We start from the raw sequence: 13,122 nt of genomic DNA on the forward strand, positions 1-13,122 counted from the left end.
ATCCCATACGTTGGCGCTTTCGCGGCGTTGAATAGTTGCTGTCATTGTCTTATAAGTGCGGTTAGTTATTTATGAATTTGATAAGCACATTTGCTTATCTATATTTATTAGATTAGAAGCAAAATTGATATTTGTAAAGAAATATTATATATGTATTGATTATGGCAGCGATTTTTTTTAGTGATGAATTGCGTCTAGAGACACAATTCATCGACTTTTATTAACCAGGAGGCCAGTCCAACTGCCGTCCTCCCAAAATATGTAGATGTAAGTGGTGAACTGTCTGTCCACCATCATCACCAGTGTTGATGACAACTCGATAACCGTTTTTCAATCCAGCTTCTTCTGCAACACGTTTGGCGGTTAACAAAAGATGCCCTAACAGAGCATGATCTTGAGATTCAGCATCAGCTAGGGTGGGAATGGGTTTTTTGGGAATAACGAGGATATGAACTGGTGCTTGGGGGTGGATGTCTTTGAATGCTAAGACTAAATCATCCTCATAAATAATATCAGCCGGAATTTCCCGACGAATGATTTTGCCGAAAATCGTTTCTATGGTTTCACTCATGCTAATTACCTACTCATCTGCTAGAGATTTTAAAGTTTTAGTCTAGTAACTAGATCATCTACACAACAGAATACTCCTTCCTGTGATAAAGTCTTCCATAGATAACATTCGTCCCGCCCCAGCGTAGAGACAATAATTACAATCTCTTACTGAACTACAGGGTAAGATTTTGATGATTAGAAAGTTGCATATTGTGTGTATCACTGCTTTGGAGCTTTTTATGAAACAGTCAAAATACTATTTTATTGTTTTTATTATTATCGCAATTAGTATATTTTTGCGTTTCTTTTTGTTGCAAAATCAAAGTCTTTGGTTTGATGAAGGGTGGAGTTTAGAACTATCTAATGGTGCGAGCGTTCAAGAAAATTTCTTAAAAATTATAACTATAGAAGCTGGTGATAAATACCAACCACTTTATTATTTGGTCTTGTTCTATTGGCGCTCAGTTTTTGGAGATAGTGAATTTGCGATTAGATCGCTCTCATCTCTGTTAGGAGTCGGTTCAGTAATTACTATATTTTTTACTTGTTTACATATTTATGGAAAAAAACATGCTTTATGGTCATCAACGATCTTAGCAGTTAGTTCCTTCAGTGTATTCTACAGCCAAGATGCCAGACCTTATGCATTATTAATATTTCTTACCTTACTTCAAATCTATTTCTTTAGTTATGCAATTACTGTAGACAAGAGTAATAAAATCATTCCACAATTGCTTTTTGGGATATTGACTGCCATAGGGAGTTTTGGCAGTATTTTAACAATCATATTTAGTTCAGCTATTTTTTTATCTCATGCAATTGTTTATAAAAACTTAAAAGAATTAATTAGATGGTGGATACCCCCAATAGTTTTTTCCTCCCCAATGCTTTGGTTTTACTTATCTTCACCTGCTGCATCCGATCCAACAGCAACTACAGTTACTCGTGCTGGATTACCCATAATTACAAACATAATGTTTGTGATATACGGTATATTAGTTGGTACATCTTATGGCCCACCACTAGAAAAATTACGCGATCAAGATAAGATAAATGTTTTCCTTGGTTACTGGCCTCATTTCCTAATATTTATTATTGTCATTGCTGTTATTTTTATAGCTTTAGTAAGAAGTTTATTAAAACAGCGTAAGAGAAAAAGGTATAAAGAGGCTGATTACTTTTTTACTTCACTTTTAACGATATCCTTTCTACTACTTTTAATTTTTGCAGTGGGGACTAAAATTAATTTGCTACCAAGGCACTCTTTTTTTGTCTGCATACCACTTTTTATTCTAATACCATCAGCTTTTTTACATAATTACCAGCGTAAAAATAAACTTTACATAGCCTCTCAAGTTCCAAAGTTAGCTACAGTTTCTTTGCTATTGATGAATCTTTATTCCAATTGGCAATATTATTTAAATCCAGCTTATGCAAAAGATGACTACCGTTCAGCTGTTCGCTATCTGATAAAAACTCGAAATCAATCTGCCAAATCTGTATTGTTACTTGGGCAAGATACATTATTTCGATATTATGGCGATTCATCGACCATATATTTACCAGATTATATTAGAGAAGATATGAAGATAAAAACTATTGGAGAACAAGTTAATGTAGCAACCCAAAATGCAGATACAGTTTATGTGATACTTAACCGCGAATATTATTGGAAATACAAGGATGTTTTTAAAGTAGAAATGAATGATTTATATAAATTGGAAGGTGAGAATGATTGGAATTATATAAAGATATATCGGTTCACGAGGAAAAAATAGAAAAAAGCGCCTCTTTTATGAAGTTTTTGCTGGGGCGGCTCAATTATTTATGATGCTTAACCACCAACATGAACGCCAGGACGTTTGTGAGGCTCCTTTTCAGCCCGACGGAGTACTTCACGAGTTACCACAGCAATGTCGCCCTCTCCAAATAAAATAAAACGCAGTAAGTATTGTATGGGGTTGCCCTCAACCCAGCCGAAGTAGGCATGAGGGATTTTTCCTGTATGATCGCGAATGTAAAGCAGTAAGGCCGCGATCGCATTAGGTACTGCTGCACTCTCAGCCCGTAAAATGCGATAATCGCCAACTTGTACCCCTCTGACTTTGATAATATCCGCAAACTCCGAAGCATCTGATACCTGAATTTCTAGAAAAAGAATTGGATCGTTGGGTGGAATATGGTTGTCTTCGCGTACCTCTTTCTCTTTTAAAAAATACTCTAGAACATCGCCTTTATTCAACCGATTTGCAATCAATCGGATTGCTCCCTGGCTTTCTTCGGCCAGAAATTGTTCGGCAAGTTCGTCAACTTCAATTCGCTCTGTTCGTAGTTCTGTTGAACGCCAAACACGAGAAACCAGCGAGGTAAAAATGATCGCGCCAATGAAAAACCCAGCAATTCTAATCCCCTCTGGTCTTTCGATGATATTGACAACAGTAGTATATAAAAATAGCAGTGTAATAATTGCAAAAACCAGTCTTGCCCGCTTCTCTCTGTGACGGTGGGCTGATAAGGTTACGGCAAATGCTGCTGAGGTGATCAATACAAGCACACCAGTTGCATAAGCTCCACCTTGAGCTTCCACATTTGCTCTGAAAATAATTGTGACAACAAAAGCGATCGCTGTGTAGACTAACACTAAAGGTCGCGTAACTCGTGCCCAATTAGGAGCCATACCGTAGCGTGGGAGGTAGCGAGGCACAATATTTAGCAGCCCTGCCATTGCAGAAGCACCTGCAAACCACAAAATGGAAATAGTACTTAGATCGTAAATTGTGCCAAAGGCATTGCCTAAATACAAATGTGCTAAATAAGCAAGGGCGCGTCCGTTAGCTTTACCCCCAGATGCAAATTCTGCGACTGGAATCAGTAGGGTAGTTATAAAGCTGGTGGTGAGCAAAAAGAAGCTCATAATCAAAGCAGCACTAGTGAGCAGCTTGCGTGTATTCCGAATCCGCCCTCTGGAGTATTCGGGAGTGTCATTGCTGCTACCCTTGACAAGGGGCATAACGGTTACGCCAGTCTCAAAGCCTGATAATCCTAGCGCTAGCTTGGGAAATATCAAAAGAGCTATACCAATTAGGATCAAAGGATTAGAATGGCGAGCAAAAAGTGCAGTCTGCCAATTAGCGATCGCTCCTGGGTGAGTTAAAATCTGAGACACACCAACGCCAACGACAACGAAGTTTAACAGCAAATAAACTGCCACCAATACTACAGCAATCCCAATCGCTTCTCGGAAACCTCTCAAGAAAACTGCACCTAGTAATGCAACTAATACTAGGGTAATTGCGATCGTCTGACCGTGAAACCAATCTGGGGTAAGGGGATTTTCGATAATATGGGCTGTAGCATCAGCAGCCGAAAGGGTAATAGTAATAATAAAGTCGGTTGCCACAAAGCCGAGTAAGCACAGCACAAGTAATTTGCCTTGCCACCAAGGGAGCAAACGCTCTAACATTGCGATCGACCCTTCACCATGAGGGCTTTCGGCAGCAATGCGTCGATAGATTGGTAATGCTCCAAATAGCGTCAGCAAAACTAGAACCAGGGTAGCTATAGGAGAAAGAGCGCCAGCAGCCAGTGCTGCAATACCAGGTTGATAGCCAAGGGTTGAGAAATAATCTACACCAGTCAAGCACATAACCTGCCACCAAGAATGCTGACGATGTGTTTCTTCCCTCCGGCGGTACGCTCCTTCCTTATCACGTCTGTTTTCTTCAAGCAACCAGCTGATAAACTGACTGCTGAGGCGTTTTGTTGAAATAATTGATTTAGCCATCAAATACAGTGTGTTCTAAAACTTGGCTTTGTGATTTTTCTAAGCCTTTGTGGTTTATTAAAATTGTTAACTACAAAGATATAGCAATAATATTGTAGATTAAGCATCCTGTCCGATTTACAAAATATTTAGTGAGATTAGACCAGTCAGATCGGCGAAAAGTCAAACATAAAAAAAATTAATCGACGTTCTCCGCTCCGATAAGACCAATGGGAAAGGATTTAAGACTTTCGGAGTAAGGATGGGTGTGGGCTTTTGGCTCCAAGCTAAAAATTAAGTCTGCCAGTTTATTTATTTACCGCTAGGATCATAGAATATAATTAGATACGTGTTGGACACTTAGCTCCAAGTGTTCATCCGTCTAAAAACAAACTTCATCAATATCACCTAAATTGTAAATGCTTTGCTGTCACTTATAAATAAGGTACTTAGAATAAGCAATTTATCATACCAATCTTTGAGAGATTGGGGTTCTTTGCCTCAAACCAAAAAACTTGAACTATAGACTGAGTGGACGGATTTGATACCGATTCAGGTATAAATAGTTTGCTTGCAAAAAAAACTAGACAGTTAACAAATGATAATTTTATAGGAACATGTTTTAATTTTGTATGGAAGCTTCAATAAAACTCACAAATGTTTTTTAGGCAATTTCTCGGTTAAATCTATTAAATCTCTAATGATAATATTACTATGAATGCACATAGAGGATCTGCTGTGCTCAGTTCTGCAACTTTCAAAGTGCAACCATCCGCAACAGGACTGACCGAGAATCATCGCCTGCGGCTGTTTTCTGGCTCTGCCAATATCCAACTGTCTCAAGAAGTTGCTCGTTATCTGGGCATGGACTTGGGGCCAATGATTCGCAAAAGATTTGCGGATGGAGAACTTTACGTTCAAATCCAAGAATCAATTCGGGGTTGTGATGTTTATTTAATCCAGCCATGTTGTCAACCCGTAAACGATCACTTGATGGAATTATTGATTATGGTTGACGCTTGTCGTCGAGCTTCTGCGCGACAGGTGACGGCAGTAATTCCCTACTATGGCTATGCTCGTGCCGATCGCAAAACGGCAGGACGAGAGTCAATAACCGCCAAGCTGGTTGCTAACTTGATCACTGAAGCTGGAGCTAACCGCGTTTTAGCAATGGATTTGCACTCGGCACAAATCCAAGGTTATTTCGATATCCCTTTTGATCATGTTTACGGTTCGCCAGTATTGCTGGATTATCTAGCCAGCAAACAACTTCCCGATTTGGTGGTTGTTTCCCCTGATGTTGGCGGTGTAGCAAGGGCCAGAGCATTTGCAAAAAAACTGAATGATGCGCCACTGGCAATTATTGACAAACGTCGTCAGGCACATAATGTTGCAGAAGTGTTAAATGTCATCGGCGATGTTAAAGGCAAAACAGCAGTGTTGGTGGATGACATGATCGACACTGGCGGCACGATCGCAGAAGGGGCGCGATTACTGCGTGAAGAGGGAGCGCGTCAGGTATACGCCTGTGCAACTCATGCGGTATTCTCTCCACCAGCGATGGAGCGATTATCTAGTGGTTTGTTTGAGGAAGTCATTGTCACCAATACGATCCCCATACCAGAAGCCAATCGTTTTTCTCAACTAGTGGTGCTGTCGGTGGCTAATCTTTTAGGAGAAACCATCTGGCGGATTCATGAAGATACTTCAGTTAGTAGTATGTTTCGCTAAACTCTCATTCGCGTTACAGGTATAAATTACCCACACTGTCCCTTTTAATCGGTTACAGTGTGGGTTTTTAGTTGTATAGCAAGGGGCTGGGGACTGGGGACTGGGTGAAAAGTCTTTTTGTGTCTAAGTTTCATCATCTGTTGATGTCCTAACCACCAAGGCTGTTGCTATATAACTAAGTTTATTCTCAAGATTATTAAGAAATAATTTAAACTGTTCTTCTGCGAGATACCCTACAGCCCCATCCCTCTTAGGCTGGGGTTATTGACGTGGAGTATTAAAATGGATGCAGCAGAGCCAAATTAGAATACTTTGATTAAGTTTGGACAATTTGCGTAAAGAGGACAAAGGGATGGTTACAACTCCTAAAAAAGTGATTTCAGTTTTACCTCTGGAAAATGGCGATCGCTTATCTCGCTGCGAATTTGAGCGTCGCTATCAGGCAATGCCGCATTTAAGAAAAGCTGAACTGGTTGAAGGAGTTGTATATATCATGGCATCGCCACTGAGAATTAAAAGTCATGGGGAACCACATGGAGATTTAATCGGGTGGTTGTGGAACTATAAAACGGCAACACCTGGGGTTGTCCTGGGAATTGAACCCACAGTGCGTTTAGATCCAGATAATGAACCACAGCCTGACGCGGTACTATTCATTCCGGGCAGACAGGCGTTGATTAGTGAAGATGATTATATCCAAGGCGCACCCGAACTGGTGATAGAAGTAGCAGCAAGCAGTGCAGCCATCGATCTACATGATAAAAAACGCACCTATCGACGGAATGGAGTACAGGAGTATATTGTCTGGCGAACATTAGATAATCAGTTGGATTGGTTTAGGCTGCAAGCGGACGAGTATGTTTTGCTACCAACCGATGAGCAGGGAATTATTCGCAGTCAGGTGTTTCCGGGGTTATGGTTGTCGATACCTGCTTTGCTGTCAGGAGAAATGGCAACGGTGTTATCTGTGTTACAAGCAGGTTTAGCTGCCACTGAACATCAAGAATTTATGCAAAAGTTGAATGAGAATATGGGAAATAGGGAATAGATATGTACTGAGTTTTTTCAAAAATCAGATAGGAGTCCTATAAAAAACATGACTCCTTAACGATTTTAACGATACAGCCAAACTCGAAGTAGTGAAAGTAGTTGCTCAGTATCTACAGGTTTAGTGATGTAGTCAGAAGCTCCAGCTTCGATGCACTTTTCGCGATCGCCTGGCATGGCTTTGGCAGTTAAAGCAATTATTGGTAGGGAACGGAATTGTTGTTGCTGGCGGATGGCGCGGGTGGTTTCATAACCATCCATTTCTGGCATCATGATATCCATCAACACTATATTAATGTCATGATTAGTTTGCAACATCTCTATGCCATCTCTGCCATTTTCGGCAAACAGCACTTGCATTTGATAGCTTTCTAAAAAGCTGGTGAGGGCAAAAATATTTCTTAGGTCATCGTCTACAATCAAAATTTTCCGATTTGCCAGCACCGGATCGTTTTGGTGTAGCTGCTCTAGTATCTGACGCTTTGGTGGGGGCAAATTTGCTTGCACCCGATGCAAAAATAGAGCAGTTTCGTCTAATAACCGCTCTGGCGATCGCACATTTTTAATAATAATTGTTTCTGCTAGTCCCCGCAGTTGGGTTTCTTCTTGTCGGCTGAGTTCTTTGCCGGTGTAAACAATAATCGGTAGTTTCAACAGTCTAGATTCTTGCTTGATTTGCTCAATTAGGGCAAACCCGCTCATATCGGGCAGACCAAGATCCAGTACCATACAATCAAAGTGGTGCGATCGCAAAATTGAGAGGGCTTCTGCTCCCGTACCCACTGCTGTACTGTGGACATCACCATTACCAATCAGTTCGATAATACTTTGAGCTTGTACGGGATCGTCTTCTACGATCAGGAGATTTCTTACTTGACGCTCAATAAAGCCTTTAATATCAGTCAATACCTGAGTTAGTGCCTCTGGAGAAACAGGTTTTTGGAGATAGGTAATCGCTCCTAGTTGTAATCCCCGTTGCTGTCTTTCATCCACAGAAAGTATATGTACTGGTATATGTCTAGTATCAGGTTTATGTTTCAAACGATCCAGAACCGTCCAACCATCCATTTCTGGCATATAAATATCTAGCATAATCGCATCGGGCTTAAACTGTTGTGCGAGTGCTAGACCTTGTTTGCTTTGTAAGGCAACAATTACCTTAAAGCCTTGTTCACGAGCCATATCAAGTAAGATGCGGGCAAATTTCTCGTCATCTTCGATAATTAGTAAAATGCGATCGCCTGCTTGAATTATTTCCCGATCGTCTGGGATTTCATGTGCCAAGGTAGTAAATATTTTCCCCGGCGGTGAAGTATCCACAGTTACAATTTCTTTTTCTACCAGAGGCACTTCTTTGGAAATAGTTAATGCTTTGCGGATATTAGTTTGCTGAGGGGGTGTAAAAGTATTTATGCTATTTTTTTCCTGTCGTCTGGGTAAGTAGAGCGTGAAGATACTTCCCTGCCCTGGTTGGCTGACTAGTTCAATTCTTCCTCCCAACAGTTGAGCCAATTCGCGGCTGATGGACAAACCCAAGCCAGTCCCGCCGTACTTGCGGCTGGTTGTGCCATCTGCCTGCTGAAATGCTTCAAAAATAATCTTCTGTTTCTCGGGTGGAATTCCTATACCTGTGTCGCTAACTGCAAAAGCAATCATTGGGTTATCAACTTGGTCTGCATCAGAAGACATACTAATTTCTAACTTCACGCTTCCCTGTTCAGTAAACTTAAAAGCGTTAGCTAGAAGATTTTTCAGCACTTGTTGCAGACGTTTTGAGTCGTTATAAATTGTCGGGGGTAACTTATCATCTAGCTCAATAGTAAAACTGAGTTCTTTGTTATGGGCCAATTGCCGAAAAGTCTGTTCTAAAGACATTTCCAAATCTGTAAAAGCAATTTGCTCAATATTGAGCAACATAGTACCCGACTCAATTTTTGCCAAATCTAAAATATCATTGATCAATTCCAGCAAATCAGTGCCAGCTGAGTAAATAGTCCGGCTGTACTCTACTTGTTTGTCAGTCAAGTTATTAAGAGAATTATCTGCTAACAGTCTTGCTAAAATCAACAGACTATTTAGCGGTGTCCGTAATTCATGGGACATATTCGCAAGGAATTCCGACTTATATTTGGAAGATAAGGCTAGCTGTTCAGCTTTTTCTTCAAAAGACTGCCTTGCACGCTCAACTTCCTGGTTCTTGCGAGCAACTTCCTGATTTTGAACTTCTAACAGTTCTGCTTTTTCTTCTAATTCTTCATTTAGTTGTTGTAATTCTTCGTTAGACTGCTTGACAAGAAATTGTGATTCTTCCAATTCCTGCGCCTGTTCTTCTAGACGTTGATTACTCTGCTGTAGTTCTTCTTGCTGGGTTTGCAGTTCTTCTGTTAAAGCAACAGACTCTTCAAGTAGTTGCTGGGTTTGTAATTGTGAAGCGATGTTATTTAAAAATACACCTAGATTTTCACTCAATTGCTCTAAAAATGTCAGATGCAAATGGCTGAAAGGGCTAAAAGAGGCAAGTTCAATTACGGCACTTACCTCTGTCTCAAAAATTACAGGCAAGACAATAATATTTAATGGTGGTGCTTCTCCCAAACCAGAATTGATGCGGATATAGTCATTAGGAACTTGTGTAAGGAGGATTCTTTGTTTTTCTAGGGCGCATTGTCCTACTAATCCCTCGCCCAAGCGAAACTGATTTGCTAAGTTTTTTCGCTTTTTGTAAGCATAGCTACTCAACAATTTCAGCACTGGCTGGTTGTCTATAGATGTCATAGCATAAAAAACGCCCTGCGATGCTCCAACCAATGGTGCTAAATTTGACAATATTAAGCTAGTCGCATTTTCCAAATTCCGCTGCCCTTGGAGCATCTGGGTAAATTCAGCTAAGTTAGATTTTAGCCAGTTTTGCTCGTCATTTCTTTGAGTTGTGTTTCGCAGATTAACAATCATCTGGTTGAAGGTGCGAGTCAACACACCAATTTCATCTAGGCGATCGCTATCTGGTAAACTCACCGATAAATCCCCATCCGCCATTTTTTCCGCTAAATCAGAAACTTGCTTCAGAGGGGCTGAGATATGTTTGCTCAGGGCGAATCCAATCAAAGCTAAGACTAAAGAAAATAAGGGAATACTATAGACAATAGTAGCGATCGTTTGGTGAGCAGCTGCTTTAGCCTTCTCAGAACGCTGTTTTAGCAGTGCATTCTCTTCAGTTTTCATCGCTTGAATAACTTTCTGAATCTGATCCATCAGCTGCTTACCTTGATCTGTCAGGATAGCTTTCTGGGCAGGTTCCACGCCTTGGCTTTGCCTTAGATCAATGACATCTTTCATTACAGCCATTCTTTGAGTTAATAGTGGCTGCAAAATATCAAGCCGATTTTGTTGGTTGGGATTATCTGATGTTACCCTCTGAAGTTCCTTAACTCTTTGATTAAGTACTCCAATAGCAGCGTTATAAGGTTCTAAATAGCGCTCTTCTCCAGTAATAATGTAACCGCGTTGCCCAGTTTCAGCATTTGTCAGTTGCAAGTTTAGGTCTTCAAGCTGACTTAGCACCTGGTAAGTATGGGTTTCTTTGCTCGAAGTTTCAATTAACTCATTGGTGCTTTGGTAGCAGATTAGACCAATGGTGGTCAGAGTTGCCAAACTTAAGACAAAACTTACTCCAATCTTGGTTCCAATCTTCAAACGGTTTAACATTATTACAGTCAGGTATTCAAAGTATTTATTTTATGATTTTGTTTTAGCTATCCCAAACAAATGTAAAACATTTTCTTTTTAAATATGCCTAATTGTTGGCACAATCGAAATTATCACTTGCATCTTACAATTTTTACAAATGTAACATTATATTAAATAAGTATATAAAGATTTTTCCTTTAACATTTTTATAATTTTACAATTATCAAACCTTTGGATAACATAAATTCTTTCAAAAGAAGCAATCACGTAATTTTTTAATTGCATCTTGTGGGGGATAATTAAATACTTGTTCTTAGATTATAACTTTAACATATATCAAAATTCTGACTAAAAAATGGTAGTTTTTATGATTACAGTAATTGAGCGAGCAAGACCAAAATTTGGCAAAGGGCAAAAGGTAGAATTTATTGGTGGATTGGGAACTATAGTACAATGTAATTCTACCTCTGGAAATTGGTCGTATCTTGTAGAAATGGAAATGGGTTCAGAACCAGAAATTGGTAGGATTGGTTACGAAACTACTATTTTGCTATTTGAAACAGATATTATTTTACCCGAAGACTATTCTATTGGGGCTTAGGTTTAATATTGACATCCTTTTTTATCAAAAAACCTTGTCAAGTATTAATTAGGACTTTGCAAATAATAGCCAAATCCATGATTCTCTTCTTAAGATGATTTGTAAACTATATCTATGAATATCTATGATGTATAATTTTACATATATTTAAGTAATTATACGCTTATATTTTTTTGTGATACAGATTAATGGCAAATTTAAGTAATAAGATGGAAAATTAAGGCTTAATAAAGACAATATATACTTATACTGAAATTTAATTTCTATAGAAATTAACACGCTTTTTCTATAAATTTTCAAGGATATGTACAATTGCCTGATATCGTCAAACCTTTTAAGTTTAACTGATAATTCACTAGAAATTTCTCGTTATCTGGCGCTAGCCACATCAACTTTAGATTGGCTATATATGCTAAAATACTGGCTCTTGTTACTCTCTAAAATAGCTCTTGCACCTGCTATATAGATATCAGTGCCTTTGATGACTATTAAATAATAGCCTAATGATACCTGATGCTCATAATATCTGCCTGCATCATCAGGAATTCCCAAACTAGTGTAGTTATGTTGAGAACTCTTGATATCCAACTCAAACATATCACCTAGACCATTTACATTTTTAGTAATTATGGATACTTGAGTCATCGGAAAGCCAGCAGTTCTCAGTTCCGTAAGTGCTTTTTCTGCATCTTTGCGCGTATAAAAAACACTAATAGCGTATTTATAGCGACTATTAGGGGTTAAATATGGCCCATTAATACCCCGTTCTTGAAGATCGCGACGATTAAAAATCCTCTGAGCAAGACGAATTTCTATGTCTACACCAGTTACTATCACCAAACAGTAACCTTTACAGACAAGATTGCTGTAACCCTGCGCTTGTTCTTTAGAAATTCCTAAATTTAGGAATAAACCAGGTAAACCATCTGTTAAAGTAGAAGCGATCGCTGTTGCTTGTAGTCCGGCTAGCATCACTTTGCCTATATCAGGAACTAACCAGATAACGAAACCGACTAATAAGCCACTAAAATCACCTAAAGCTTCACCATTATGAGCTTCAGCAACCTCTGATGCAGATATATTGCTAGTGCGTTCTTTAACTTCAACACCAGCAATATCACTTTGTTCTTCTACATTCTGGGCAATCGCAGAAACTTTATGCATTGGGAAATTAGAAGCTTTTAGTTCCTGAAGTACCAACAGTGCATCGGAACATCTAGCGAAAACTCCTATGGTTATTCGCTCTTTTTCTAATGTCATTTTCTCGATTCATTACAGCTAGAAATGATTCCCACAACTATCAACTAATTTGAGGTAATTACACTGCTCGACGAGTCAATAAACCCCAAAGGAAGATCAGTAGCATAGCGCCTAGAACAGCAAACAAAATACTTCCAAGGGATAAAGCTCCGGCGGATGCGGCGGCGGCTGAACCACTTCCTAGTAAAATCTGACCCAAATAACCACCTACTACGGCTCCAAGTATTCCTAAGATAATGGTGGAGAGAATACCGCCACCTTGGGTTCCTGGATAAAATAACTTAGCTAATGCACCTGCAATTAAACCTAAAACCAGCCAAGCAATAATGTTAGTCATTGAATTTCTCCTTTGTGAGAATCCACTTTATTTGTTTTTGACTATTTCATATTAAAGTTTAGCTGCAAAATTCCCGATCTATCTAGAGAACTAATATCAAAAATCTTTAGATATTATTTGAATGTTCACAAATTTGGTTGTATT

The 13,122-nt window shown here is 39.2% G+C and carries 9 protein-coding genes; 4 read left to right on the top strand and 5 right to left on the bottom strand.

The window, feature by feature from the left end; translation table 11 throughout:
* Positions 1-220 precede the first annotated feature (220 nt).
* Positions 221-571: a histidine triad nucleotide-binding protein gene (locus tag RMZ41_RS23235; protein WP_322642998.1), complete on the bottom strand. Its 351-nt coding sequence runs from the start codon at positions 569-571 to the stop codon at positions 221-223.
* A 220-nt stretch (positions 572-791) separates the two neighbouring features.
* Between RMZ41_RS23235 and RMZ41_RS23240 the strand changes: the two genes are divergently transcribed.
* Complete coding sequence (locus RMZ41_RS23240) at positions 792-2,330, top strand: glycosyltransferase family 39 protein (protein WP_322734329.1); 1,539 nt, start codon at positions 792-794, stop codon at positions 2,328-2,330.
* Between the two features lie 56 nt (positions 2,331-2,386).
* On the opposite strand, the gene RMZ41_RS23245 is transcribed toward RMZ41_RS23240, so the two are convergent.
* A complete protein-coding gene (locus RMZ41_RS23245) occupies positions 2,387-4,336 on the bottom strand; it encodes an amino acid transporter (RefSeq protein WP_322643000.1) in 1,950 nt (649 codons plus the stop codon).
* Between the two features lie 693 nt (positions 4,337-5,029).
* On the opposite strand from RMZ41_RS23245, the gene RMZ41_RS23250 reads away from it, so the two are divergent.
* Both RMZ41_RS23250 and RMZ41_RS23255 read left to right on the top strand, forming a co-directional pair.
* Positions 5,030-6,046 (top strand): ribose-phosphate pyrophosphokinase, encoded by a 1,017-nt coding sequence (locus tag RMZ41_RS23250; protein WP_322643001.1) that lies wholly within the window; start codon positions 5,030-5,032, stop codon positions 6,044-6,046.
* Between the two features lie 352 nt (positions 6,047-6,398).
* The gene (locus RMZ41_RS23255) at positions 6,399-7,094 is read left to right on the top strand and encodes a Uma2 family endonuclease (RefSeq protein WP_322643002.1); all 696 of its coding nucleotides are present in this window, start codon (positions 6,399-6,401) and stop codon (positions 7,092-7,094) included.
* A gap of 65 nt (positions 7,095-7,159) precedes the next feature.
* Here the strand turns inward: RMZ41_RS23255 and RMZ41_RS23260 are convergent, their stop codons facing one another.
* The gene (locus RMZ41_RS23260) at positions 7,160-10,798 is read right to left on the bottom strand and encodes a response regulator (RefSeq protein ID WP_322643003.1); all 3,639 of its coding nucleotides are present in this window, start codon (positions 10,796-10,798) and stop codon (positions 7,160-7,162) included.
* A 349-nt stretch (positions 10,799-11,147) separates the two neighbouring features.
* On the opposite strand from RMZ41_RS23260, the gene RMZ41_RS23265 reads away from it, so the two are divergent.
* Positions 11,148-11,381 (top strand): hypothetical protein, encoded by a 234-nt coding sequence (locus RMZ41_RS23265; protein ID WP_322643004.1) that lies wholly within the window; start codon positions 11,148-11,150, stop codon positions 11,379-11,381.
* A gap of 369 nt (positions 11,382-11,750) precedes the next feature.
* Here RMZ41_RS23265 and RMZ41_RS23270 read toward each other — a convergent pair whose 3' ends face one another.
* Together RMZ41_RS23270 and RMZ41_RS23275 are read right to left on the bottom strand one after the other, a co-directional pair.
* A complete protein-coding gene (locus RMZ41_RS23270) occupies positions 11,751-12,641 on the bottom strand; it encodes a hypothetical protein (RefSeq protein WP_322643005.1) in 891 nt (296 codons plus the stop codon).
* 58 nt (positions 12,642-12,699) lie between these two features.
* Positions 12,700-12,978: a GlsB/YeaQ/YmgE family stress response membrane protein gene (locus RMZ41_RS23275; RefSeq protein ID WP_322643006.1), complete on the bottom strand. Its 279-nt coding sequence runs from the start codon at positions 12,976-12,978 to the stop codon at positions 12,700-12,702.
* Positions 12,979-13,122: the final 144 nt, after the last annotated feature.

The sequence above is a fragment of the Nostoc sp. DedVER02 genome, from assembly GCF_034530675.2.
Classification (GTDB): domain Bacteria; phylum Cyanobacteriota; class Cyanobacteriia; order Cyanobacteriales; family Nostocaceae; genus Nostoc.